This window comes from Thermobifida fusca NBRC 14071 = JCM 3263 (assembly GCF_001592045.1).
GTDB classification, from domain to species: Bacteria; Actinomycetota; Actinomycetes; order Streptosporangiales; family Streptosporangiaceae; genus Thermobifida; species Thermobifida fusca.
The window spans coordinates 45,255-69,097 of the sequence record NZ_BCWB01000004.1 but is presented as its reverse complement, the minus strand read 5'-3'; the positions used below and the strand labels follow the sequence as shown (position 1 = coordinate 69,097).

At 68.5% G+C, this 23,843-nt stretch carries 21 protein-coding genes; 8 read left to right on the top strand and 13 right to left on the bottom strand.

The window, feature by feature from the left end:
• Nucleotides 1-26: 26 nt before the first annotated feature.
• Together TF1_RS00670 and TF1_RS00665 are read right to left on the bottom strand one after the other, a co-directional pair.
• On the bottom strand, nt 27-1,643 hold the full coding sequence (locus TF1_RS00670) for a penicillin-binding transpeptidase domain-containing protein (protein WP_061783516.1): 1,617 nt from the start codon (nt 1,641-1,643) through the stop codon (nt 27-29).
• A 550-nt stretch (nt 1,644-2,193) separates the two neighbouring features.
• Nucleotides 2,194-2,892: a lysophospholipid acyltransferase family protein gene (locus TF1_RS00665; protein WP_038043670.1), complete on the bottom strand. Its 699-nt coding sequence runs from the start codon at nt 2,890-2,892 to the stop codon at nt 2,194-2,196.
• Nucleotides 2,893-3,077: 185 nt separating this feature from the next.
• Here TF1_RS00665 and TF1_RS00660 point away from each other — a divergent pair, with 185 nt between their 5' ends.
• Entirely contained in the window at nt 3,078-3,746 is a 669-nt protein-coding gene (locus tag TF1_RS00660) for a cyclase family protein (protein ID WP_011291852.1), read from the top strand.
• A 72-nt stretch (nt 3,747-3,818) separates the two neighbouring features.
• Here the strand turns inward: TF1_RS00660 and TF1_RS00655 are convergent, their stop codons facing one another.
• A complete protein-coding gene (locus tag TF1_RS00655) occupies nt 3,819-5,009 on the bottom strand; it encodes a coiled-coil domain-containing protein (protein ID WP_049754934.1) in 1,191 nt (396 codons plus the stop codon).
• A gap of 234 nt (nt 5,010-5,243) precedes the next feature.
• Nucleotides 5,244-5,798, bottom strand: a complete 555-nt coding sequence (locus tag TF1_RS00650; protein ID WP_011291854.1) for a GNAT family N-acetyltransferase — start codon at nt 5,796-5,798, stop codon at nt 5,244-5,246.
• A 658-nt stretch (nt 5,799-6,456) separates the two neighbouring features.
• Between TF1_RS00650 and TF1_RS00645 the strand changes: the two genes are divergently transcribed.
• Nucleotides 6,457-7,383, top strand: coding sequence for a LysR family transcriptional regulator (locus TF1_RS00645; protein ID WP_061783515.1), 927 nt, complete (start codon nt 6,457-6,459; stop codon nt 7,381-7,383).
• On the opposite strand, the gene TF1_RS00640 is transcribed toward TF1_RS00645, so the two are convergent.
• Together TF1_RS00640 and TF1_RS00635 are read right to left on the bottom strand one after the other, a co-directional pair.
• Nucleotides 7,312-8,331 (bottom strand): LysR substrate-binding domain-containing protein, encoded by a 1,020-nt coding sequence (locus TF1_RS00640; protein WP_011291857.1) that lies wholly within the window; start codon nt 8,329-8,331, stop codon nt 7,312-7,314. The genes TF1_RS00645 and TF1_RS00640 overlap by 72 nt on opposite strands.
• A 78-nt stretch (nt 8,332-8,409) precedes the next feature.
• Complete coding sequence (locus tag TF1_RS00635; RefSeq protein WP_016188644.1) at nt 8,410-8,778, bottom strand: hypothetical protein; 369 nt, start codon at nt 8,776-8,778, stop codon at nt 8,410-8,412.
• A gap of 432 nt (nt 8,779-9,210) precedes the next feature.
• Here TF1_RS00635 and TF1_RS00630 point away from each other — a divergent pair, with 432 nt between their 5' ends.
• Together TF1_RS00630 and TF1_RS00625 are read left to right on the top strand one after the other, a co-directional pair.
• Entirely contained in the window at nt 9,211-10,203 is a 993-nt protein-coding gene (locus TF1_RS00630) for an EamA family transporter (protein WP_011291859.1), read from the top strand.
• 173 nt (nt 10,204-10,376) lie between these two features.
• Nucleotides 10,377-12,176, top strand: a complete 1,800-nt coding sequence (locus tag TF1_RS00625) for a hypothetical protein (RefSeq protein WP_016188645.1) — start codon at nt 10,377-10,379, stop codon at nt 12,174-12,176.
• Nucleotides 12,177-12,183: 7 nt separating this feature from the next.
• Here the strand turns inward: TF1_RS00625 and TF1_RS00620 are convergent, their stop codons facing one another.
• Nucleotides 12,184-12,876 carry an alpha-ketoglutarate-dependent dioxygenase AlkB family protein gene (locus tag TF1_RS00620; RefSeq protein WP_011291861.1) on the bottom strand — a complete coding sequence of 231 codons (693 nt, stop codon included), beginning with the start codon at nt 12,874-12,876 and terminating at the stop codon, nt 12,184-12,186.
• Nucleotides 12,877-13,529: 653 nt separating this feature from the next.
• On the opposite strand from TF1_RS00620, the gene TF1_RS00615 reads away from it, so the two are divergent.
• Nucleotides 13,530-14,684, top strand: a complete 1,155-nt coding sequence (locus TF1_RS00615; protein WP_011291862.1) for a magnesium and cobalt transport protein CorA — start codon at nt 13,530-13,532, stop codon at nt 14,682-14,684.
• A 563-nt stretch (nt 14,685-15,247) separates the two neighbouring features.
• Complete coding sequence (locus TF1_RS00610; RefSeq protein WP_011291863.1) at nt 15,248-15,643, top strand: STAS domain-containing protein; 396 nt, start codon at nt 15,248-15,250, stop codon at nt 15,641-15,643.
• Between the two features lie 103 nt (nt 15,644-15,746).
• On the opposite strand, the gene TF1_RS00605 is transcribed toward TF1_RS00610, so the two are convergent.
• Genes TF1_RS00605 through TF1_RS00590 form a run of 4 tightly spaced genes read right to left on the bottom strand, consistent with a single transcriptional unit; the run spans nt 15,747 to nt 19,529 of the window.
• Nucleotides 15,747-16,319, bottom strand: a complete 573-nt coding sequence (locus TF1_RS00605) for a GTP-binding protein (protein WP_011291864.1) — start codon at nt 16,317-16,319, stop codon at nt 15,747-15,749.
• Nucleotides 16,320-16,333: 14 nt separating this feature from the next.
• Complete coding sequence (locus TF1_RS00600; protein ID WP_011291865.1) at nt 16,334-16,690, bottom strand: DUF742 domain-containing protein; 357 nt, start codon at nt 16,688-16,690, stop codon at nt 16,334-16,336.
• Between the two features lie 5 nt (nt 16,691-16,695).
• Nucleotides 16,696-17,145, bottom strand: coding sequence for a roadblock/LC7 domain-containing protein (locus TF1_RS00595; RefSeq protein WP_011291866.1), 450 nt, complete (start codon nt 17,143-17,145; stop codon nt 16,696-16,698).
• Nucleotides 17,142-19,529 carry a sensor histidine kinase gene (locus tag TF1_RS00590; RefSeq protein WP_061783514.1) on the bottom strand — a complete coding sequence of 796 codons (2,388 nt, stop codon included), beginning with the start codon at nt 19,527-19,529 and terminating at the stop codon, nt 17,142-17,144. Before TF1_RS00590 ends, TF1_RS00595 begins: the two co-directional genes overlap by 4 nt.
• 352 nt (nt 19,530-19,881) lie before the next feature.
• Here TF1_RS00590 and TF1_RS00585 point away from each other — a divergent pair, with 352 nt between their 5' ends.
• Nucleotides 19,882-21,018, top strand: a complete 1,137-nt coding sequence (locus TF1_RS00585) for an ABC transporter substrate-binding protein (protein ID WP_011291868.1) — start codon at nt 19,882-19,884, stop codon at nt 21,016-21,018.
• 40 nt (nt 21,019-21,058) lie between these two features.
• Here the strand turns inward: TF1_RS00585 and TF1_RS00580 are convergent, their stop codons facing one another.
• The gene (locus TF1_RS00580) at nt 21,059-21,886 is read right to left on the bottom strand and encodes a hypothetical protein (protein WP_061783513.1); all 828 of its coding nucleotides are present in this window, start codon (nt 21,884-21,886) and stop codon (nt 21,059-21,061) included.
• The gene (locus tag TF1_RS00575) at nt 21,883-22,809 is read right to left on the bottom strand and encodes an ABC transporter ATP-binding protein (protein WP_011291870.1); all 927 of its coding nucleotides are present in this window, start codon (nt 22,807-22,809) and stop codon (nt 21,883-21,885) included. The genes TF1_RS00580 and TF1_RS00575 overlap by 4 nt, the downstream gene beginning before the upstream one ends.
• A 92-nt stretch (nt 22,810-22,901) precedes the next feature.
• Here TF1_RS00575 and TF1_RS00570 point away from each other — a divergent pair, with 92 nt between their 5' ends.
• A complete protein-coding gene (locus TF1_RS00570) occupies nt 22,902-23,843 on the top strand; it encodes an SPFH domain-containing protein (RefSeq protein WP_061783512.1) in 942 nt (313 codons plus the stop codon).

Here is a 23,843-nt window from a genome sequence, read left to right as displayed (position 1 = left end):
CGGTGCCGGCCTGCCGTGCCTCCCGGTCACAGCCCTTCCAAGAAGCGCCGGGCCACCGGAGCGGCGGCTTTCGCCCCGCTACCACCGTCCTCGACGAGTACCGCGAAGGCCACGTCGCCTTCGAAACCGACGAACCAGCCGTGCGCGGACATTTCCTCGTCTTCCACGTATTCACCGTATTCGGCGGTGCCGGTCTTCCCGTGCACGTCCCCGGAAAAGCCGACGTTCTTAGCGGTGCCGTCAGTGACGACCGCACGCATCAAGGTGCGCAGCTGCTCGGCAGCGGGCACCGGGACCGGGTCGGGAAGGCCCGCCGGGGCCGGGTCGGTGACCAGCACCGGGGGACGCCAGTGCCCGTCGGCCACCGCCGCGGGAATCGTCGCCATGTGCAGCGGCGAGGTCAGGATCTGTCCTTGCCCGATGCTCGCGGCAGCCAGCAGGGTGTCGCTGTCCGGGGTCGGGAACGACGGCGTCAACGCGGGCACCCCGAGGCTCAGGTCGCGGTTGAACCCGTACCGTTCGGCCGCGGCAGTCAAGGAGCCGCCGTCCAACCGGTGGACCACCTCGGAGATCAGCGCGGTGTTGCAGGAGGTGGCGAACGCTTCCGTGACGCTCTGCTCACCGTAGGCGGCGTCTCCCGCGTTCTTGAACGGCCACCCTCCCACGGTGACGGTCTCCGCGCAGTCCAGGGTGGCGTCCATGCCCATCCCGGCGTCCAGCAGTGCGTCGTAGGAGACGATCTTGAACGTGGAGCCAGGAGCGTACTGGCCTTCCAAAGCCCGGTTGAACCCGCCTGGAACATTCGCCACGGCCAGCACTTCCCCCGTCGACGGCCGGACCGCTACCAGGGCAGTGGCTTTACGCTGTCCGATCACGGCGTCGACCGCGGCCTGCTGCACCGCCATGTCGATGGAGAGGGTGACGTCCTGGCCGGGACTGCCTTCGATAGTGCCGACCACCGCCGCATCCTCCGGCTCCCCTTCAGGCGGCGCCCCCTGGTCGACGACGTGGATCACCGTGGTCGGCGTCCCCGCGAGCCGATCCTGCTGCGACCGCTGGATGCCGCTCTTCCCCACCGGGTCGCCCTCCTGGTAGGCGGGGCCGAGCTCCGCCGCGTCCTCAGCGGTGGCGGGGCCGACCTCCCCGACGATCATCTGGATTGACCCGGACACGTCAGAGGTGTCCACGGGGGTGCCGTCGGCGGCCCGCACCCGGCCGCGCTCCCCCCACGCGTTGGTGCGCGCCAACGTCTGGCCGGGACCCAGCTCCGGGTGCAGCACTGCGGGACTGAAGTCGACCTTCCACTGGCCGTCGATCCGCTGGAGCGGCAGCTCCCCGTCGTAGGTCCACGTCCCGCTGTGGCTCAAGGTGAACGTGGCAGTAAAGGGAACAGTGGCTGTGTCCCCGTCCACCACCGCTTCCCCCGTGGTCACCTCGACCGACTCCACTCCCAGGTTCTCTGCCACCCCGGTGTAGAACGCGGACGCCTCCGAGGAGGTCGCCCACTGGTCGAGCGTGGAGTAGTCCCCCGACGTCCAGGCCGCCACATACGCGTCAGCGGTCTCTTCGGGGACCGGGCGGGAGGACAGGTACCAGTAGACGCCGCCGCCCAGCAGCGCCGCCACGAGGACCGCGGCGAGCACGGAGAACAGGAGGCCGCGCCGGGACCGCCGCGGAGCTGGGGCGGGACGCGCACTCCCTGGGAGAGGTCCCTCCCCGCGAGCGGGCCCGGCGCTCTGAACGTGCCAGGAAGCGGGAGTCTCCCTAGGGAGGCGGTACGGGCTGTGAGGGAAACCGTGTGAGGGTGCGCCCCCCGGCGCAGGACGGTGCCCGCTGCCCGGGGCAGGGGGCGGGGGCTGCGGCTGGTAGGGACGTTCCCGGAAGATCCCTTCGTCGTCCACGCTCAAAAGTAGTGTCCTTAAGATCGGGGTCGGTATGGGGAGCAGGCCCCGCGGGGAAGGACATACGGGGCGGAAGAGCGCACTGGTGCGGCTGCTGCGCAGCAGAGAGCACGGCGCCGTCCCCTGGGACCGTGCGGACCGCGCCCGGAGTTTCCGCGTCAGAGCCCGGGCACGCCACGACCCGGAGTACCACACCAGTCAAGCAGAGATTAACCCATGGCCCAGGCGGGGTGCGGCCCCGCCGTCCCCGTGCCGTCCCACTGCAGGGCGCGGGCAGGGGAGTGGCGCCGGGCTATGCGGCCAGGCCCCGCTGCTGGGCGAGCTCCGCTTTGACCGAGGCGGCGAACCGCGGCACCTGCTCTTGTCCGGAGAGTTTCTGGATCGCGGCCATCACCGCATCAGTGGCTTCCCGCCGGGCCCGAGCCCGGCCCGCCTGGCCTGCCCACGGCGACAGGTCCACCGGCTCCCCGAACCGCACCCCGATCCGGCGGAACGAGGGGATGCGGCGCCCCGCGGGCAGGATACGGTTCGTGCCCACGAGGGCCGCCGGGACCACCGGGGCGCCGGAGGTCAGCGCCAGCCACGCCAGCCCGGTCTGCCCCTTGTAGAGGCGGCCGTCAGGCGAGCGGGTCCCCTCAGGGAAAATTCCGAAAACTCTGCCTTCGGCGAGCACGGCGAGACTGCGGTCCATTGCCTCCTGGGCGCTCTGCCCGGGGCGGCGGTCGACGGACACGTGCCCGACGGCACGCAGGGCACGGGTGAAGAGCCGCTGGGCCAGGTTGCCTTCGGCGAACAGCTCCTTTTTCGCGATGAAGACGACGGGGCGTGGCACGACCACGCTCAAGAAGAGCGGGTCGAGGTTGGACAAGTGGTTGCTGGCGAGGATCACGGGGCCGTGCGCGGGAATGTGGTGCAGGCCCTCCACGTGCAGGGGCCACAGGGCCCGGGTGGTCGGGGCTACAACGGCTTTCGCGGCATCGTAGAGCGTCAGCGGCACGGCCGGTCCCCTTCTGTTGTCACGTGCGCCACCGCGGAGAGCCGCGGGGGATTGACCTCGGCTTGGGCGGCACTTTACCGGGTGGGGGCAACAGCGCGGTCACGGGCAGCGGGGAAAGCCGGAGGTTCCTTCGCGCTACAGTGGTCTAGACCTATCGGGAAGAGACGAGGATCCACACCATGGCGCGTCTGATCGATGTCAGCCACCAGATCGTGGCTGGTATGACCACCTATCCGGGGCTTCCCGGCCCGGTCATCGACGACCACTTGTCGTTCGAGGACTCTCACGAGAACTACGCCCCAGGCACAGAATTCGAGATCCGCCGCATCTCGATGGTCGGCAACACGGGCACCTACCTGGACACTCCCTCCCACCGCTACCGCGACGGCTCCGACCTGGCCGACCTGCCCCTGGAGAAGGTCGCCGCGCTGCCGGGGAGGGTGATCGACGCCCCGGGCCGCGCCATCGGCCCCGAGGCTTTCGCCGGAGTGGACCTGGCCGGCCGGGCCGTGCTGCTGCGCACCGGATGGGACCGGTACTGGCGCACGGAAACCTACGGCTCCCCGGACCACCCCTACCTCACCGCGGAGGGAGCCAAGGCACTGGTGGATGCCGGAGCCACCCTGGTGGGGATCGACTCGGTCAACATCGACGACACCTCGGAGGCCAGTGGGGGAGCCCGCCCCGCGCATTCGATCCTCCTGGCTGCGGGAATCCCCGTGGTGGAGCACTTGTGCCTGCTCAACCAGCTTCCCGAGGAGGGATTCCAGTTCTTCGCGGTCCCGGTGAAAGTCCGCGGCATGGGCACCATGCCGGTCCGCGCCTTCGCTCTCGTCCCCTCCCCGTAGGAGGCCTCGGCCGGCTTCCGCGACAGCATACGGGCCGCGGCATCCTGCCCTGCGGGGGAGCAGCGCCACAGGTCACGGCTGTGCTGGCTGCCCCCCGTGGGGGTCGTCGGCCGCGGGCGCGGCCGGTACCGCGGCCCGCAGGCGGCGGAGCTCCGCCAGCGCCTCGTCGAGCTGCGCTTCGGCGCGTTCGGCGCGCCGCAGGGTCTGGGTCCGCGCCTCCTCCAACGCGGCCAGGCGTTCCGCGGCGGCCTGGCGTGCTTCGGCCAGCGAGGCGGTGAAGGCTTCGCGTTCGGCGCGGGCGCTGTCCCTGATGTGCGCGACTTCGTCGGTGAGCCGGTCGCGTTCCGCGCTCACCCGGGCGAGTTCCGCCGACAGGCGCTCCACCCGCTCTTCGGCCTGCCGGGCCTGCTCCGCAGCCCGATCGGCGTGCTCCTGCGCCGCTTGGCGGGCGGCCACGGCTTCGGTCAACTGCTCTTGCAACCGGTCCAACCGGGCCACGAGCTGCGCCCGCTCGGCCGCGGCTCGCTGTTCGACGTCGGCGATACGCTGCTGGGCCTGCTTGCGCTCCTGGGCGACGAGTGCTTCGGCTTCCGCGCGCGCCGCTGCCACCTGCTCCCGGGCTTCGATGCGGGCCGCCTCCCGGTCGGCGAGGGCAGCGTCGCGTTCCTCGGCACAGGACTGGGCCTCCGCGAGCGCCGCATCACGTTCCGCGACCGCGGCATCGCGTGCGGCTATCGCCTCGTCTGCCATGCGTTCCGCTGCCCCCGCCGCAGCCATCGCTGAGGCGGCAGCCTCCCGGGCCTGCTGGGCGTCGGCTTCCGCGGCGCGACGGGCCCGCTCTGCTGCCCGCCGCTTCTCCTCGGCGGCCAGGCGGGCCGCTTCCGCGTCGGCGACCTGGCGGGCCGCGGCAATACGCGCCGCCTCCACCTGGGCCTCAGCCGCGGCAGGATCCGTCATCGTGGTGAACGCCGCGGTGGCTTCCTGCAAGGTTGCGGTGAGCTGCTCGGCTTGGACCGCGAAACGCGTCAGGAGGTCTTCGGCGCGCAGCCGTGCTGCGGTGACCGGGGCGGCCTCGGCGTGGGCGGGTGCGGCCGCGGCCGCAGCGGCCCCGTCGGCCGGTCGCTGGGATACGGTCTGCTCACGCCGCTCCTGTGCGGCCTGCGCCTCCTGCTGGAGGCGCTGCCGCTCCCGCCAGGCACGCCACCGCGTGTGTTCGGGAAGGTCGCAGTACTGCGGGGGGCGTCCCGGGGAGGAGGAGCGCATGACGGGACGGGTACAACCGGGGAAGTTACACAGGGCGGAGTCGGTTTCGGCCACGCCGACGAGCCTAACGGCTGCGGGGGGACTGCGGGGGCCAGCCACACCGGGCAGCACAGCCAGGCGCGGGGGAGCAGCGGGGAAGCAGCCCGGCGGTGCTCCTGGGATTCCTGTAGACAGGCCGCGGCGGCCGAAGCCAGCCTGGTCTTCGGCCGCCGCACACAGCTCACTGCGTGCTGTTTAGTCGTGGGGGCCCACTCCGATACGCGACACCATCGTGGTCACAAACGGGCGGAAGCCTTGGCTTTCGTAGAAGCGGATGGCCGCCGAGTTCCCGGACACGGCAGGCAGCTCCAGGTCCCGCACACCGGTCTCGGCGAGCTGCCGACGGACCTCGTCAAGGAGGCCGCTGCCCACCAACTCCAAGGAGTAGTCAGGGTGCACCGCCAGGGTCTGGACGACCGCGACCCGGTCCCCGCGGTCCCACGAGCCGTGGTGCTCGTCGCGGATGGTCACCATCGCGTAGCCGACGTCGACCCCGTCGCTCTCCGCGATCACGGCGATCGTCTCCGGCTCGGACAGCCACTCCACATACCGCCGGCTGCGGCGACGCCACGATTCTTCCGCGCTCACCGTGCCGAGCAGGTCCTCCAGGTGCGAGGCGATCGTCGTGTGCTGCTGATGGAGGGGTTTCCACAGCTCGGCCAGCTCGTCTACCTCAAAGGGACCGATGTAGCGGAAACGCAGCACGCCCGAAAACCCGGAACGGGTTTTGGTGTCCAACGAAGTTTGCATTTTTTCTCACCTGCTCCTGATGGGGTGATGCGTGTCGCGCAGCGGCGATCGTCCCTTTCAATGCCTGTATGAGCGCTGGTTATGAGCCTACTTGCTTGTTTCTGCAAGAGTGGCGACGGGGCTTGGAAAAGGATGCTCCTCGTACCTAAAAGAAAAATTTTGTCATTTTTAACAGATGGTTGGGTGTGAGGGGGATCTCTTCGGGCTCTCTCCGTCGCCGCGCAGGAACGGAACGTTGCGGTGGGCGTGCAGTGGATCACGTCTGCACTGCTCAGCGGGAAAACGCGAGCTCCCCAGACGGCTGGCCGTCTGCCGGAAAACCCGCCCAGCCAGCAGACCGGGGCGGGGTGCAACCTTTCCGGCAGTCGCGGGGTTACCCGGATGTGAGCACTATCGCAGCGACCGTCGTCGGTGTCGCCACGGAGCTACCGAGCTGGCCGCCCTGCCTCGCCCTCGCTGCCCGTGGTGGCCAAATCCTCCCGGAGGAGCATGCGGATGTGGCCGTGCTGAGCAGGCCTGCGACGGCGCCCGGCGCCGCGCAGGGGCAGGAGTGCACCACCGCAGCGGTGCGCCACTGTGCACCGCGCACGGTACGCCCGGCGGAGCGCCGTGCACGGCGCACGGAAACCACCAGCAGGAAATTTCATAGGATGAGCCCATGATTGACGTCCGGCGGTTGCAGGTGCTGCGCGCCTTCGCCGAGCACCACACCGTGGCGGCGACCGCGGAAGCGCTGGGGGTCACTCCCTCAGCGGTCTCCCAACAGCTCGCCGCATTGGCCAAGGAAACCGAAGTCCCCCTGGTGGAGCGGAGTAACCGCCGATTCGTGCTCACCGGGGCGGGGCGCGTCCTGCTGGAACGCGCTCAGGTCATCTTCGCTGAACTGGAGCGCGCCCAAGCCGACCTCGCCCGGTACGCCGAAGGATCACTCGGATCCGTGCGGGTAGGCGCTTTCGCCACCGGCATCTCCAACCTCGTCGCCCCCGCCGTGGCCCGGCTGCGCCACACCCATCCGGGTTGGGACTTCTCTGTCATCCAGGCCGAACCCGAACACAGCACCGAACTGCTGTGCACCGGCGAGATCGACATCGCTGTCACCATGTCCTCGCCGCATCTGCCCGCGACCGGAAGCCCCGGGTTCCAGTTCCACCCGGTGATGGTGGAACCCCTGGACGTGGTCCTGCCCTACGAGCACCCGCTGGCGACCAAGATGGAACTCGACCTGGCCACCGACCTCAACGACGCCGACTGGATCATGTCCGCCCCCGGCACCGTCTGGTTCGACACCGTGGCCGCCGCCTGCCACCAGGCCGGATTCCATCCCCGCAGCACCCACATCGTCACCGACTTCAGTGCGGCGTTCGCTCTCGTCGCCGCAGGACTGGGCGTGTCCATGGTGCCCCGGCTGGCCTGGCACGGGATGGCGATCGCCCACATGGTGGTGCGTCCGGTCCGCAACGGTCCGCGCCGCCACGTCCTGGCCGTCACCCGCAGCGGGGCGAACCCCGAGCCGCTACTCACCGCGATGCGGGAAGCCGCGCACCGGATCACTGTCCCCGCGGGCCGGTTCGTCCTCAGCGCCTGACCCGTCCGCAGCCGCCCCCTCGGAAAACCCACTCGCCACCGGGTCCAGCACGTGGCGGGCAGCCCGGTGGATCGCGTGGGCGACGACGTGCAGCGGCCGCCACGCCCACGCCCCGGTACGGGCCACCAGGGAGATGCGGCGCTCTCCCGCCAGCTCGCCCAGCGGGGTATGCACCACCCCGGGGTGGGGCGGGGACGCAGCCAGCTTCGGCAGGAGCCCCACCCCCCATCCAGCGGCCACCACCGCGCTGAGCGCCTCCAACGTGTCGATGCGATGCCGGATCTGCGGTCGGAAGCCCGCGTCCGCGCACATCCGGAGCACAAGCTCGTCGTCGTCGCTTCCGCGCGAGTTGGCGATCCACGACGCGTCGGCCAAGGCACGCAGCCGCTCCCGCGTCATGGTCGCCCCGCTCGGGTTGCTCGCCGTCGGCTCGGCGAGGAACAAGGGTTCCCGCCCCACCGGGTGCACGGTGAGCCCTTCCGGAATGCGGCGGGGGACCAGCGTGTACTCGTAGATCAGCCCAAGGTCGGCCTCCCCGCTCAGCAGGAGGTCCAACGCCTGGTCCGGTTCGTGCTCGATCAGGCGCACCTCGAGTCCCGGGTGCTGCTGGCGCAACTGCTCCATGGCGGGCAGGATCACGGGGACCGTCATGCTGACGAACGTCACCAGGTTGATGCGGCCCACCGGCGGCCCTTCACCTGCCATTTCGGCTCGCGCCGCCTCGACGCGCTCCAGGATGTCCCGCGCATGCTCGGCGAGCCGGCGCCCCGCGGGGGTCAACCGGACCCGACGGCCGTCCGGAACGAGGAGGCGCACCCCTGCTTCCCGCTCCAATACGGCCAAATGCTTGGACACCGCCGAGGTGCCCATGCCCGTGACCTCGGAGACCGCCGTCATCGTCCCCAGCCGCCGCAGTTCTACCAGCAGTCTCAGCCGTGTCAGGTCCATCCTTCAACCGTAGAAGAAGGCGTGCGCAAGGCGGAATGTTTCGACCCCGCGCACGCCTTCTTCTACGGATGAAAGACCTCAGGCAGCGAGCTGGAAGAAACGCGCCCGCAACAGGTTCGACAGCGCCTCGTCGAGCCGGCTGAGGAGCGCCGTGTCATCGAGGCGGCGGAACGCCCGGACATCGGGGTGGGTGGGGTGGGAAGTGAGCCAGTCCTCACCCACCAGGTCAACCACGGCAGTGCGGAGGGCGTCCAGTTTCTCCCGCAGGGTGCCGGGAGCTTGGGAGAGCGCGGTCTCGCACGCAGCGAGCGCGTGGAACAGGGAGAGCAGTCGCAGATGAGTGACGTCGTCCTTGGCCTCGCGCAGGGTGTGCTCGGCGATCGCGCGCGTCCGGCGGAAAGGGTTCAGCGTTCGCGTCGCCGATGGCTCAACCTGGGTCAGCACCATTCTCCTCTCTCATCGTGGTGGGGCAGCCGTCCCGCGGTCGCGTGGCCGAAACAGCCGTGCGCGCCGCGTCCGAGGCGCTGGCACCTCCGGATCCGAGAGGTTTGCGGTCCGCAAGGGGTCCTCCCGCGGCGGACCGGCCATCGAGTGGACATCGAAGGGGTGTGTCGGTCGGTCCGCGCGGTGCGCGGAGCCGCCTCCCGGTAGCTGCTCACCAAAGTTGATGTCCACCAACTCAATTTTTTACCGCCTCTTAAGTACGGCTAAACCTGGCACAGAGGTCAACACAATCCGCTGCACGACGTTCTGTTGCGTTCCGTTGCGCTGAGTGGGGGTGAAGCGCGGGTGTGGACGCTAGATCTTCCGCTAAAGAGAAACGATTCATCAACTAACGGTGCCTGGACGGAAACAGAGAACAGGAGACACAGTGGTGGGATGATCCTCTCTTTTGTCTCGTTGGTTCGGCATGCCCACCTGAGGGTCCCAGCCCCGCTGCTCACCGTCCTCAGCCTGGTCCTGCTGCACATGGGCAGCGCGGGAGCCGTGCACCTGTTCGCCATCGCGGGACCGCTCGAAGTCACCTGGCTGCGGCTGAGCTGGGCTGCGCTCCTCCTCTTCGCCGTCGGCGGGCGCCCCCTGCTCCGCGCGGCACGGGCCGCAACCTGGTCGGATCTCGCCGCTACCGCCGCCCTCGGCGTAGTCAGCGCGGGGATGACCCTCCTGTTCTCCCTCGCCCTCGACCGCATCCCGCTCGGCACCGCAGCCGCGATCGAGTTCCTCGGCCCCCTCACCGTCTCCGTGCTCGCCCTGCGCCGCCGCCGCGACCTGCTGTGGATCGTCCTCGCCGTAGCCGGAGTGCTCCTGCTCACCCGCCCGTGGCACGGGGAAGCCGACCTGCTCGGCATCGCCTTCGGCCTAGGCGGGGCCGTCTGCGTGGCGCTCTACATCGTCTTCTCCCAGACCGTCGGCTCCCGGCTGGGCGTCCTCCCCGGCCTCACCCTCGCAATGACCGTGTCCGCCCTGGTCACCGCCCCGCTGGGTCTGCCGGGGGCGATGGCGGCCGCCGACCGGCACCTGGTGGCAGCCACCCTAGGGCTCGCACTGATCTACCCCCTGCTGCCCCTCCTGCTGGAGATGGTGAGCCTGCAACGGATGAACCGCGGCACCTTCGGCATTCTCGTCTCCGTCGACCCCGCCATCGGGCTGCTCATCGGCCTGCTCCTGATCGGCCAGGTCCCCGTCCCCCTCCAAGTGGCGGGCATGGCCCTGGTGGTCGCCGCCGGGCTGGGCGCCACCAGAGGCACCAGCGGACGCACACGCGGAGGCGCAGACCCGCACGCCACCGACGGGGAGCCGGAAGACCGCACCCCGGACCGCCCTGCTCCCGACGACGCCGGACACCACACCACCGACCCCGTCACAGTGTGACCATCATTACATCCCGGTGCGGGGCGGGGTGTGCCGCCCGGGTAACCGCAGTGTGTGCTGCAGCGGTACCAGGCCACCGAGGCGAAAACAGCCCGTAGCGGGCAGGGGAGCACGGAGTCAAGGCCCGATACGTCCGCGGACACCCCACACATCCGTTAGGGTCAGGCGCGACCATGAGCGCTAAAACTGACCTGGAACTGCTGCGCGCCTACGAACCCGTGCTGATGTTCACCCGGGGGGAGCTGTTCTTCCCCACGGACGTCGAAGCCTACGTGCGCTGCTGCAGTCTGTGGCTGGACCTTCCCGAAGGCGGGGAACGCGAAGTCGTCCCCGCCGGGGAACTCACCCTCGACCGGCTCGCCCGCGCCGACGCCGAATGGCCGGGCTACCGCCAGCACCTGCGATTCGTCCAAGAATCGTCGCTGCGGGCCGAAGCACGCCGCTTCCGCAGACGCGAACGGCCCGTCATCCCGAAAAGCGGACGCCTCGCCGCGGTCGGGGTCCTCGGCCGGATCGTGGACGTGCTGATGCGGCTCTCCCTCCTCATCCGAGGAGCCGTCCCCGGCGGGGTCGCAGCAGCCGCAGCCACCCGCTACCGCGACCGCATCGACACCGGCACCACCGCCACCTACTACGGCCGTGTCGTGCGGGAAGGCGGTTACGTCGTCCTGCAGTACTGGTTCTTCTACGCCATGAACGACTGGCGGTCGGTCTACGGCGGCGTCAACGACCACGAGGCCGACTGGGAGAAAGTCACCGTCTACCTGGTCGAAGAAGAGAACGGGGAGTACCGCCCCGTGTGGGTGGGCGCCTCCTCTCACGAATACCTCGGCGACGACCTGCGACGCCGCTGGGATGACCCGGAACTGCACCGCGACGGCAACCACCCGATCATCTACGTCGGGGCCGGATCCCACTCCCACCAGATGCTCCCCGGGGACTACCTCATCCAAGTCGACCCCGCCTTCCTCCGGGGAGTGCTGCGCGCCTGGCGGCGCTTCACCGCCCGCTTCCTGCCTTCCTCCAGCCGCCTCCGCGGCATCGGCGTGCCCTTCGTTGACTACGCGCGCGGCGACGGCGTCCGCGTCGGCCCCGGTGGAGAACGCACCTGGACCCCGGTCCTCATCGACGACACCACTCCCTGGGTCCGGGGCTACCGCGGACTGTGGGGCCGCAACACCCGGGACTGGTTCGACGGCGAACGCGCTCCCAGCGGCCCCCGATACGAACGCGACGGCACCGTCCGCCGCTCCTGGGCCGACCCCCTGTGGTGGGTCGGGCTCCACAAAGTCCCGCCGACCCCCGAGGATACGCGGGCCAGCCTCCAAGCCCACCTGGACGATCTCGACGCCCGCATCGCCGAAGCCGACGCCAAGATCGAAGAAGAGCGGGCTGCCCTGCGCCGCCTGGCCGCAGCCGAAATGGTGCTGAGTCGCCACGCCAGCGCTAAAGCGCGCGCCAAGGAGTACCGCGCCCGGATCGCCGAACTGGAACGCTCCCTCGCCGCCCGCTACCGGGAACGCACCCACCTCGTGGACGAGCGGGAAATGCACCGCGCCGCACTGGCCAACGGCGACGTCCTCGAACCCCCGCCGCAGGCCCACCTCCGCTCCCCCCACCTGCCGTACGCCTCCGGCCGGCAGCACACCACCCGGTTCCTCCACGTGTGGGCGGCGATGAGCACACCGTTGCTGCTCACCGCGCTGGGCGTGGTCATGGTGGTACTGCGCGGCAGCCTGGCACTGCTGGCCGCGGTCGGCGTCGTCGTGCTGTTCGCCGCCTTCGACGCGCTCGCCCGCCGCCGCTTCCTCACCTTCCTGATCGGCTCGGCCTTCCTCGCCCTCGCGCTCGGCGTCGTGGGCGCGGTGATCGCGGCCTTCCTCATCAACTGGCGGATCACCGTCCTCGTGCCGATGACTTTGGCGGTCGTCAGCCTGCTCTACCTCAACGTGCGCGACCTGCTCCGCCGGTGAGCAGCCCTCAAACCGCTTCCGAGGACGACGCCCCGGCTGGGCCCCGCTCAGCCGGGGGCAGCCCGGAAGCACGCACGGTGATGTTGATCCGCCCCGACTCCAATCCGAGTGCCGGGTTGGCTGTGCCAGCGAAGACACGCGGCACGCCGTGGTAAGCCCAGCGGGACGGGCCGCCGAAGACGAAAAGGTCGCCGCTGCGCAGCTCCACGTCGGTGTACGGGCGGGTGCGGGTAGCGGTGTTCCCGAACCGGAACACGCAGGTGTCCCCCAGGCTCACCGAAACCACCGGGGCATCGGTGCGTTCGTCCGTGTCCCGGTGCATCCCCATCGTGGCTGTGGCCGCATAGAAGTTCACCAGCGCAACATCGTAGGCGGGAGCCGGGGCAGGGACCGTGCCGTAGGCGGCGGCCAGACCCCGCAACGCCAGCGTGGACAGCACCGGGGGCAGCGGGGGCACCGGTCGGCCGTCCGGCAGGGTCGCCGAATAGCGGTAGGGGCGCCAATACCAGCCCAGCGAGGTCATCGCGACACTCATGGTCCCGCCCCGGGTGCGGTGCCGGGTCATACCGCCGGGGCCGCGCATCCACTCGCGGCACAAGTCCACTAAAGCGCGCTGCTCCTCCAGGTCCAGCCATCCGGGAACGTGGACGGCACCCGGGGCGACCTCGACCCGGCCCGGGGAGAAGAGCGGTTCGTCCATAGCGAGCGGCCTCCTCAACCACCAAAACAAAATTGTGACGCATATCACTTCATTGCTGGGTGGCGTGGCGAATTCCACACCGCAGCGCAGAAAGGCCGGACCCCTCCACCGGAGGAGGAAGCACACGGCCCCGCTCGCCGCGCCGCGCACCGGCCCGCCACAGCCCGCATCCTTCCTGGTGGGCACGGGGACCGGTCCCGGAAACGTCGCGCAGCGCGGCCCCCGGCACCCTACTGCCCGCCACTGACGATCACGCCGCGGCGCCGGGCCGCTGTCCCGCACGCTGCTGCGGACCATCCCTCACGGAAGCGAATCCGCGCAGCTCCCATTACCACAGGGGCCGTATTAAGGTTGGGCATAGCGAGACTCGAGGCCGTCGGCCGTGGACTGTAGGAGGTGAGGCCAACCATGAGCCAACCTCCTAGTACCAACTAGTGCGGTGCCCCATTTCTCACGTTCCGCGCTGGTTCTCTCCAGCCCACACAGACTTCCGCTGTGATATCCGCCCCCGTCTCCGGAGGGCGTCGCAGGGCACGGCACTAGTTCCCTAGCCCTTTTCTCCAACTCTCTCTTTGTGGCGTGCGTCCCGTTTGCTGCGGTGGAGACGCACCCCACCGGTTATCCCGAACCGTCGAACTCATCCGGGAGCTCCCATGTCGCAACGTCGTATGCGTTCGTGGCTGCCCAGCCTGCGTCCCGTTGCCTCGGTAAGCAAAGCGCACACCGACACGCCCGAATACGTCATGGACCCTCGAAGGGACCACGAAGCGACCACCCCGCCAGTCGAAGCCAGCGTCGTCGACGCCGCGATCTACATCGACGGCCGCCGCCAACCCTGCGAAGTCGAACTGGCCCGGCTGCGCGACCAGGTCGCCCAGCAGCCAGGAGCGATGGCCTGGCTGGGACTGCACCAGCCCTCCGAAGCCCAACTGCTCGCTCTTGCCGACCAGTTCGGTCTGCACGAGCTCGCCGTCGAAGACGCCATCGTCGCCCACCAGCGGCCCAAGCTCGAACGCTACGGCGACACCCTGTTCGTCGTGCTACGGGCAGCCCGCTACCTCGACACCACCGAAGAGGTGAGCTTCGGGGAGATCTACCTGTTCGTCGGCACCGACTTCGTCATCACCGTGCGCCACGGTCAGGCCCCCGACCTGTCCGCGGTACGCCGCCGTCTCGAAGACGACCCTGACCTGTTGAAGCTGGGCCCCGAAGCGGTGCTGTACGCGGTGATGGACGCGGTCGTCGACGGCTATGCACCGGTCATTGCCGGACTGCAGAACGACATCGACGAAATCGAAACCCAGGTGTTCAACCGGGACCCCCGGGTGTCCCGGCGCATCTACGAACTGTCCCGCGAAGTCATCGAATTCCAGCGGGCGGCCCGCCCTCTGCTGGGCATCCTCTCCGACCTGGAAGCCGGATTCGACAAGTACGGCACCAGCGAAGAACTCCAGCGCTACTTGCGTGACGTCGCCGACCACGCCACCACGGTCGCGGAACGGGTCGACGGTTTCCGTCAACTGCTCAACTCCATTCTCGCGGTCAACGCCACCCTGGTCAGCCAGGCCCAGAACGAGGAGATGAAACACCTCACCGAAGCCAGTTACGCCCAAAGTGAGGAAGTGAAGAAGATCTCCTCCTGGGCGGCTATCCTGTTCGCTCCTACCGTGGTCGGCGGTATCTACGGCATGAATTTCGACGTGATGCCGGAAACCCACTGGAAGTACGGCTACCCGATGGCGATCGGCCTGATGGTGGCGGTCAGCGTCGCCCTGTACGCGATCTTCAAACGCCGAGGCTGGCTATGAGGCCCGCCCTTGTCCCGGTGCGGCGACCCTACGCGCCGCACCGGGACAAGGGCGCCGTTTGCAGGAGAACACGGCTGAAGAGAGCGGCGGCAGCCGCGCTGCCCCTTCCCCTGGCCACGAACCCCAGGCGGGCTCCCGCAGCCCGGAGCTGCCGGCCCCGGCAAAGACTTTCCGGATGCGAGATAAGGGACTGGTCCGTTCCGCAATCCTCCCCTTGCCCTGCTGTGCTCTCCCGTTACTGAAACGGTCCGCAGGTAATGCGCCATTCCGCGAGTAACCATGGCGCAATAGGTGAGCAAAGCCTCGAAGGGGCGATCCTTGTCCTCCGAATAACAGGACCGAAAACCACCTCTGAAGAGCGTTAATGCAGAATTCTCCGGGCAGGAAGACGCCGCAGAAACGCAAGATAGCGGACGAAACAGACAAAATTCTGTGCTCGAGTGTGTGAAAGCCGCACATATTCCTTCAGTTTCGTGCTTCTTCCTGTGCACCGTCCTCCAGCCAGATACGATCATGGGGCACGGGGGGAGGGAATACGTTGTTACAAGGGAGGACGCGGCGGCGTGTCCGGACACACCCAGGAGTCTTTTCCGTGTGGTGAGGCGGTCGTATTCACCGTGCGCGGTGAGATCGACATTGCCAACGCCACTCAACTGTGCGCGGCACTGCTGCACGCCACCGACCGGTCCGAGTGCCAGTGTCTGATCGTTGACCTGTCCAAAGTCCAGTTCATCGACCTCAGCGGCGTGCGTGCGCTCTACGAGTGCTGCCGGGTACTGACATGGGAGGGGCGTCACATGGTGCTGGCCGAACCCTCGGCAGCAGCCCAACGGGTACTCACCGCGCTACGGATGGACCGGGACTTCGAGATCTACCCGATCGTGGAAGCGGCACTCGTCCATACCGCTCGACAGCGCTACGAAGAAGGGCCCATCACCGGGGTCTGCGGTTGTGACTGACCGCCGCTGGACCGGTGACGAGCAGCAAGCAGAAAAGAGAGATCCTCGCGGCGCGGCTCCCCGAACAGTGCCACCACTGTCGTGGCGGCCGCGCCGCCCCCACTCACGCTCGGGACAGTTCCAGCTCCAGCACGTGGGAAACGAGCTCCACCATGACCCGCTTGACCGATTCCCGTTCCCGTGCATCGCACAACAGAACCGGAACGTGCGGTTCCACGTCCAGGGCGATACGCACATCAGCGGGCATGTGGGTGCGCACCCCGTTGAAGCAGTTCACCGCCACGACAAACGGAATGTCGCGCTGCTCGAAGAAGTCGATGGTGTCGAAGCAGTCCTCCAAACGTCGGGTGTCAGCCAGCACAATGGCGCCGAGCGCCCCCTCGGCCAACTCCTCCCACATGAACGAGAAACGCTTCTGGCCGGGGGTGCCGAACATGTAGATCACGGTGCGCTCGTCCAAGGTGATACGACCGAAGTCCAGCGCCACGGTCGTCGTCGTCTTGGACTCCACCCCGTCCAGATCGTCCACGCCCACGCTTTCAGCGGTCATCACCTCCTCGGTGTGGAGCGACTCCACCTCGCTGAGCGCGGACACCAGGGTGGTTTTCCCAGCGCCGAACCCGCCGGCGACCAGGATCTTCAGCGCGTCGGGAACGGGCCCGACACTGTCGGACATGCAGAAGTCTCCTTTCACAGCGCACGGATGCGGTCGAGGACCGTTCGCAGAGTATGGACATCCGGTCGCCTACGCTGCCACTGCGATTCGTGCACCATGACGTATCCGCCATCAAGCAGGTCGGACAGCAGGATACGCAGCACACCAAGCGGCAGTTTGGTACGTGAGGCCAGCTCAGCTACTGAGACGGGTGCGGCGCACACCTCCAGGATCGCGTGGTGCTCCGGTTCCAGCTCGGCGGGCTGACCCACCTGCGGCACCGCCACCACCTGGGAGGTCATCGCGAAGTCCGAACGCGAAGGGCGGGTGCGTCCGCGAGTCAAGGAATACGGCCGAATAAGGCGGCCGCTGTCGTCAGGAGAGCTGGACATGGCGCTCACAGCCCTTCAGCGGACCGACCTTGCATGGGACGACGGTTGCGCGGCAGCGTGGACAGGTGCGGACCGACCTGGCGCACCAGTCGGTTGATCTCATAGGCGACCAACCCGACATCGCAGGAGGAGTCGGCCACCAAGGCCAGGCAGGCGCCGTGCCCGGCGGAGAGGACGAACAGGAAAACATTGTCCATCTCCACAACGGTCTGCCGGACCTCTGCCGCGCCCAACTGCTTGCTCGCACCTCGGGCCAGGCTGGAGAAGCCCGAAGCGATCGCGCTGATCCGCTCGGCGCGTTCCCGATCCATGCCGTCGGAAGCCGACAGCAGCAAGCCGTCTGCGGACAGCAGTACCGCCTCGCGGGCTCCCTCAGTGCGGGAAACCAGGTCGCTCAGCAGCCAGTTCAGTTCAGAGGAGGTGGAACGGGGCGTGGAAGTTGTCTGCTCGGTCATCGTGTCTCCCTGGTGGGGTAATCAGTGTTGCCTTCGGCGCGTCCACTCCGGGTGCCTCGCTGGAAGGCACTCATCATCTGCCGGATTTCCTCCAGCGATCGGTCAGGGTTGACGGGCCGGGAGATGGACGGTGCGGGCGCCTGCGGTGCTTGCTGGGAACGTCGCTGGGACCGTCTCCGGCGCGGCAAGCCCTTGTACGTGTCGGCCGTGTCCCCCGACGCGGCAGCTGGGAGCGGAGATCCAGGCTCGGTGGGCTGGGAGGATGCCAGCGCCGGCTCAGGTGCGCTGGGAGTGGAAGGCACCGAAGGAGGAGGTGCGGGGGCGGCCGGTGCGGGAGTGGCGGAGACCGCCGCGGAAGGCGCCTCCAGCTCCGCGGGGGCCGGCGCTGGCTTGGCTGCGACCGCGCGTGGGGCGGTCAGAGTCGTGTCGATGGCCTCGGGCGGGAACACAATGATCGCCTGGGTCCCGTTGTAGGGGGAGGGACGCAAGGTCACCTTGAGGTTGTGTCGCTGAGCGATGGTGGCCACCACGATAAGCCCCAGTTGGGAGTCCTCCCGCATGTCCGCGAGGTTGAACCGCTGGGAATTGCCGCTGAGCAGCTCGTTGGCCTGCTGGTACGCCTCAGGGAGCATGCCCAAGCCGCGGTCTTCGATCTCCAAAGCGTAGCTGCCGTGAGGCAGGGCCTCACCACGCACGGTCACCACAGTACTGGGCGGGGAGAACGAGGTGGCGTTCTCCAGCAGCTCCGCCAGCATCCGCACACTGTCGTTGGCGACCGAGCCTTTGATGTGCACCATGGGCATCGGCAGCAGCTTGATCCGCGAGTAGTCCTCGATCTCGCTGGAGGCGGCGCGCACGGCCTGGGCCAGCGACAGCGGTTCGCCTGCCTTGCGGGACGGGCGGTCGTCGGTGAGCAGCATCAGGTTCTCCGCGTTGCGCCGCATCTGGGTGCTCAGGTGGTCGATACGGAACAGCGACTCCAGCACCTTCGGGTCGGTTTCGGCCTGTTCCAGCGAGTCCAGGAGGCTGAGCTGGCGGTGGACCAGCGTCTGGGCGCGCCGCGCGATGTTGCGGAAGATGTTGCGCACACCTTCACGCAGCTTCGCCTCCTGGGTGGCTGACTCCACGGCCGCGCGTTGGGCCGTGTTGAACGCCTCGGTGACCTGGCCGAGCTCGTCGTTGATGTCCACCGGGATGGGGGGAGCGTCGGTGGCCACGTCCACTTTTTCTCCGGCGCGCAGCCGGGCAGTGATCTCCGGCAGGCGGCGGTGCGCGTAGTCCAGAGTGGCTTCGCGGAGCGTGCCAAGCCGGCGGTTGAGCCAGGTGACGGTCCGCGTGCTGAAGAACACGGACGCCACCACCACGGCCAGGGTGGCCACGCTGAACAGGGTGAGGAGGGCGGTGAGCTGCAGCGCTTCGGACCGGGCCTGCTCAGTCAGCGCCTCGATCTGGCTGTCCGTCACCTCACTCAAGGACTCGTCCAGCTTCGACCAGGCAGCGCTCCACTGCTCGATGTCGATCGGAGGGTCGCCCGAAATAGCGCCCGCCCGGATCACCTCGTTTTCCAGCGCTTGGATGGTGCGGAACTCTGCGCTTCCGATGACCTTGTCGTATCCGATCCGCTCTTGCCCAGAGAGTTCAGGGGCGATCTGCTCGTACAGGTAGCGCTGGGCGCCGACCGCGGCAGCGAAGTCGATATGGTCGGCGGTGTTGAACATCCCGGCGAGATTGCTGTAGGACAGCATTCCGTCTTCCTGGGAGAGCAGCTCGTCAGCACGGAGCAGTGCGGCGAGGCTGCGCATCTGGTGCGCCTGTTCCTCGGCGACTAGTTTCTCCTGAATGTCCCACAGCTGCAGGCCGGCTTCGATGGCCTCGTTGTAGGTGGAGGCCGCGCCTTCTCGCACCGGGGAGGAGGTGTCTAGGACTTCCCGGTGCATGGGAAGCACCTCCAGCGTGTCCAGGAAGCGTTCGATACGCTCGCGGGTCTCCTCCGGGAAGCTGGTGAGACCGGCGTCCTCGATTCCGGTGCGGAAGTTCTCGATGGCCGCGTCCGTGGCGGCCCGGTCCTCGCGGAGTGTGGACGTCAACGAGCCCTTGCGGTTCTTCTCTGACTGGGCCAGGTGCTCCATCGCGGCCTGGCGCTCCGCTTGCAAGGCGGAGATGACGTCCAGGGCGGGAAGGCCTGCCTGCTCCAGGAACGTGGTGCTTCGGTTGATAGAGAGCAGGGTGCCCACTGGTGTGACGGTGGCACCGATCCAGAGGATCAGCAGAGCGGTGCTCGGAATGAGGGCTAACGCGAGGAGTCGCACACGGATCGTTCCGCGCTGCTCCGCGGACAGATGGCGCAACCAGCGGAGGAAGGGACGGCGCTGCTCTTTGGTCATGGACTCGCTCTGAGTGCGGACGGGGGGATAGCTCTGTGGTGGGCAGACGGGAGGTGCGGTCCTGTCCGCCCGGGAAACGGAGAGTCCGTCTGGGTCTTTGAGCTAACCGCGATCGGTGGAATTAGGCAAGCCCAATTTGAGACACAGAGCACTACATACAGTGATCTGGGTCGCGGACTCTCTGTTGGACATGTTGCCGCGGAAAAATAGTTGGTGTTCTGGCTGTTCCGCCAGAGTTACCGTCAAGTTGTCACCAAGCCGTGCTCGTTAGTGCAGGCTTGGGTAAGGAAGAGGCACTGGGGGTGAGAGAGCCGCACGGACACCGCGCAAGGCGCGCAACCAGGGAGGGGGTATGCGGGCCACGGGAGAGCGTTCCACCCCGGCAGGGGTGGTGTGCGCTGCCGCGTTGAGTGTCCTGCTATGCGTCGTGGGATGCGGGCCCGAGCCGCCGCCCGTGGACGGCTCGGAGTACGGGGCGGCAGCGGCCGCCACCACAGCCGCGGACCTGGGCGGAATGGCGGAGCTCATCACCGCAGCGCAGGCTGAAGGAGAGCTCAACATCGTCGCTGCAGCTTCGCCGGAGGCGGATCACCGCGAGCTGATCTCTGCTTTCGAAACCGCATACAACATCCGCGTCAACGTGGCCGCCCCGCACGCTTCAGACGAGGAGCAGATCGCGGCCGCGGTCCGCTATGCGGGAACCGACCGCGCCCCCGACGTCTTCATGGTGGGGCAGGACACGGCAGCGGCCCATGCCGCCGAGCATTTTGCGGAATACCGGGTGCGCACCTGGGAGGAGGTCCCAGCCGACAGCAGGGATCCGAAAGCCCGGTATGTCGGCGGGGCGGCTGCCCGCTTGTCGCTCGGGTTCGCCGCCGACACCGGACAAGCCCTCCGAACCGTGTCCGACCTGGGGGAAGGACAGGGGGAAGTGGCCTTGGCCGGCGACCCCCAAAAGGAAGAGGCTGCCCTGCTCGGAGTGGTGTTGACCGCACTCGCAGCCGGGGGTGGGCCCGCAGACCTCGCCCCTGGCGCGGCGCTGCTCGACGAACTGGACCGGGCCGGTCAGCTCCGGTGGGGCACTCCCCGCCGCGCTGATTTGGCCTCCGGGGCGACCACCGCGGTCATCGACTGGGAGCACGCCAACCTGCAGCGGGCAGCAGATCTGCGTGGCGTGCGCGAATGGGAGGTGGTCGTCCCCTCACCCACGGTCGGCGGACTGGTCTGCCAGGCGGTCAACCAGGAGGCCCCGCACCCGGCAGCGGCCCGGTTGTGGGTGGAATTCGTGCTCTCCGACGAAGGCCAGAACCTGCAGTTCCGCAACGCCTCCTACCCGGTGCGGTTTGCCGCGATGCACCAGGACGGCACGGTCGATACGGGGGAGCGGGCAGCGGGGGCCGCAGAACCCCCGCTGCTGTTGACCCCGCAGCAGGTGGCGCAGGCGCGTGACACGCTCCGCGCCTATGGGATCGGTCCCGGGGACGAGTGACTCCGGCGGCGGTGCGTGCCCGGGACCGCCGCCGGAGTAGTCAGACGTCGGTGCGGTGCAGCGTCCGCAAGGCCGCACCCCAGCAGAGGGCGAGCCAGCCCGTGAGGACCGCGAGCGCCGCCCACGGGTCCATGTGGAGCGGGGATTCTGCTGCGGTGGCGCCCACCACGTTGTCCCAGGCGCCGGTCGGCAGGTAGCGGAGCACGTGCCGCTGCACCGAGTCGGGAAGCAGCGTGCTGACCATCGGGGGGAGCAGCAGTGCCGCCAGGACGGCGGCGGTTGTGCCCGCCACACTGCGCAGCATGGTCCCCAGGCCCAAGGCGAGCAGGGGGAAGACCGGCAGGGTCACCCCCAAGGCCAGCGTGGTGCGCCACTGCTCGGCAAGGCTGACCGTGGGCATGGCGAAGGATTCGAGGATGGCCTGCGAGGCAGCGAAAGCAGCCGCCACGGTCACCGCCCCCACGGCGAGGACGGTGCCGACGAGGACCACGGTCTTGGCGAGCAGGACACGTCCGCGGCGCGGGTGGACGGCGAAGGTGAGCCTGAGCTGGCTGGGGTACTCCCGGGCCGAGAACTGGGCGGCGAGGACGACGAGCGGGATCACCCCGAACACTGGGCCGACGTGGGCGAGCGCGGCAGCCTGCTCGACCGGGTCCACTCCGGGAGGAAGGGCTTCGGTACCGGCTGCGCCGATACCCAACGCGGCGAGGGAGCTCAAGCCGACGCCGAGCAGCAGTGTGACCGCGAGGCAGACGTAGGTGGCGCGCACCGAGGTGAGCTTGGTCCACTCGGCGAGCACAGCTGCCCCTAGGCCAGGGGAGGCCGGGGGACGGGCAGGGCTGGAAACAGCAGTGGCGGATGCGGTCATGCCTGGCTCCTTTCCGAGGCGGGGATGCTGCCGGAACGGTGGGGTGTGGCGGCGGCAGTGAGTTCCATGAAGACCTCTTCCAGGCTGGTGTGCTGGGGGGTGAGTTCCCGCAATGCGATGCCGCAGCGCAGCGCGATCTCCCCGACGTGCGCGGCTTCCAGCCCGCTGACGAGGAGGGCGCCGTCCGCGGAGCGGACTTCGGCACCCGCGGAGACGAGTGCCGCGGTCAGAGGGGTGGTGTCCGAGGCGACCACCCGGATGCCGCCGGTGTAGCGGGCGGCTAGCTCAGCCATGCTCATGTCGGCGAGCAGCCGGCCGCGGCCGATGACGATCACGTGGTCTGCGACGGTTTGGATCTCGTGCATGAGGTGGCTGGAGACCAGCACCGTGCGGCCTTCGGCGGCTAGTTGGCTCAGCAGGCCGCGGAACCATCGGATGCCCTCGGGGTCGAGGCCGTTGACGGGTTCGTCGAACAGCAGCACGGCGGGATCGCCGAGGAGGGCGGAGGCAATGCCGAGGCGCTGGCGCATGCCCAGGGAGAAACTGCCGATGCGCTGGTGGGCGACAGCGGCCAGGCCGACCAGTTCGAGGACTTCGTCGACGCGGCGGCGGGGCAGTCCGGCGCCGCGGGCCTGCCACAGCAGGTGGGCGCGGGCAGTGCGCCCGGGGTGGGCTGCTTCGGGGTCGAGGAGCGCGCCCACCTCGCGCAGGGGCGCAGGAAGAGTGCGGTAGCGGCGGCCGTTGATCGTGGCCGTGCCAGAGGTGGGTGAGGTCAGGCCGAGGATCATCCGCATCGTGGTGCTCTTCCCGGCGCCGTTGGGGCCGAGGAAGCCGGTGACCCTCCCGGGGGCGACGGTGAAGGTGAGGCCGTCGACGACAGTGGTGGCGCCATAGCGCTTGGTGAGGTTGTGTACGTGGATCACCGCGCTTGTCCCTTTCCTCCGAACGAGTTTAAAAAAGTGATATCACAATGCTAGACTTGAGTCATCAGTCTGATAGTGAGAGGAGCTGATGGATGGCTCGGGAAGCCGCGGTGGCGGTGGAGAACCTGGAAACTCAAGTGGAAGAGCGCCTGATCGAAGGCGCATCCGGCATACCGGTCCTCATCTTCTCCCTGGTCATGATGCTGGCCGGGGCAGGCGGGGTCATCGGCGGAGTGGTGCGGATCAACACGCTGGACGCGGCTGATGTGAGCGCGGTCGCGCTGATCGTGGTGGGCGCGCTGCTGTTCCTCGCCGGTCTCTTCCTCCTGTGCGGGTTGACCATGATCGACCCCAACCAGGCACGTGTCGTGCAGCTCTTCGGCCGCTACATCGGTACGCTCCGCATTGACGGGCTGCGCTGGGTCAACCCGCTGACGACCCGCAAGCCGGTGTCCACCCGGATCCGCAACCACGAGACCGCCGTCATGAAAGTCAACGACGCGGACGGAAGCCCCATCGAGATCGCCGCTGTCGTGGTCTGGCAGGTCGAGGACACCGCTCGCGCCGTCTTCGAAGTCGACGACTTTGTCCAGTTCGTCAGCACGCAGACCGAGGCGGCCGTCCGGCACATCGCCAACAACTACCCCTACGACAACCACGAGGGCACTGACCGCCTGTCCCTGCGGGACAATGCCGATGAGATCACCGAGAAGCTCTCTGCGGAACTCGCCGAACGCGTAGCCTCGGCGGGGGTGCGCATCATCGAGTCCCGTCTTACCCACCTCGCGTACGCGCCGGAGATCGCCCAGGCGATGTTGCAGCGCCAGCAGGCGGGGGCGGTCATCGCAGCACGCCAGCAGATCGTGGAGAGCGCGGTCGGCATGGTGGAACTGGCGCTCAACCGGCTGGCTGAGCAGGGTGTGGTGGACCTCGACGAGGAGCGCAGGGCCGCAATGGTCAGCAACCTGCTCGTCGTGCTGTGCGGCGACCGTCCCACCCAGCCGGTCGTCAACACAGGAACGCTGTACTCGTAG

Bases quoted from the DNA above. Each gene is read 5' to 3' on its own strand.
- TF1_RS00660 (WP_011291852.1), top strand. From the start codon at position 3,078: ATGGCGCGTCTGATCGATGTCAGCCACCAGATCGTGGCTGGTATGACC.
- TF1_RS00655 (WP_049754934.1), bottom strand. From the start codon at position 5,009: ATGCGCTCCTCCTCCCCGGGACGCCCCCCGCAGTACTGCGACCTTCCC.
- TF1_RS00650 (WP_011291854.1), bottom strand. From the start codon at position 5,798: ATGCAAACTTCGTTGGACACCAAAACCCGTTCCGGGTTTTCGGGCGTG.
- TF1_RS00645 (WP_061783515.1), top strand. From the start codon at position 6,457: ATGATTGACGTCCGGCGGTTGCAGGTGCTGCGCGCCTTCGCCGAGCAC.
- TF1_RS00640 (WP_011291857.1), bottom strand. From the start codon at position 8,331: ATGGACCTGACACGGCTGAGACTGCTGGTAGAACTGCGGCGGCTGGGG.
- TF1_RS00635 (WP_016188644.1), bottom strand. From the start codon at position 8,778: ATGGTGCTGACCCAGGTTGAGCCATCGGCGACGCGAACGCTGAACCCT.
- TF1_RS00630 (WP_011291859.1), top strand. From the start codon at position 9,211: ATGATCCTCTCTTTTGTCTCGTTGGTTCGGCATGCCCACCTGAGGGTC.
- TF1_RS00625 (WP_016188645.1), top strand. From the start codon at position 10,377: ATGAGCGCTAAAACTGACCTGGAACTGCTGCGCGCCTACGAACCCGTG.
- TF1_RS00620 (WP_011291861.1), bottom strand. From the start codon at position 12,876: ATGGACGAACCGCTCTTCTCCCCGGGCCGGGTCGAGGTCGCCCCGGGT.
- TF1_RS00615 (WP_011291862.1), top strand. From the start codon at position 13,530: ATGTCGCAACGTCGTATGCGTTCGTGGCTGCCCAGCCTGCGTCCCGTT.
- TF1_RS00605 (WP_011291864.1), bottom strand. From the start codon at position 16,319: ATGTCCGACAGTGTCGGGCCCGTTCCCGACGCGCTGAAGATCCTGGTC.
- TF1_RS00600 (WP_011291865.1), bottom strand. From the start codon at position 16,690: ATGTCCAGCTCTCCTGACGACAGCGGCCGCCTTATTCGGCCGTATTCC.
- TF1_RS00595 (WP_011291866.1), bottom strand. From the start codon at position 17,145: ATGACCGAGCAGACAACTTCCACGCCCCGTTCCACCTCCTCTGAACTG.
- TF1_RS00590 (WP_061783514.1), bottom strand. From the start codon at position 19,529: ATGACCAAAGAGCAGCGCCGTCCCTTCCTCCGCTGGTTGCGCCATCTG.
- TF1_RS00585 (WP_011291868.1), top strand. From the start codon at position 19,882: ATGCGGGCCACGGGAGAGCGTTCCACCCCGGCAGGGGTGGTGTGCGCT.
- TF1_RS00580 (WP_061783513.1), bottom strand. From the start codon at position 21,886: ATGACCGCATCCGCCACTGCTGTTTCCAGCCCTGCCCGTCCCCCGGCC.
- TF1_RS00570 (WP_061783512.1), top strand. From the start codon at position 22,902: ATGGCTCGGGAAGCCGCGGTGGCGGTGGAGAACCTGGAAACTCAAGTG.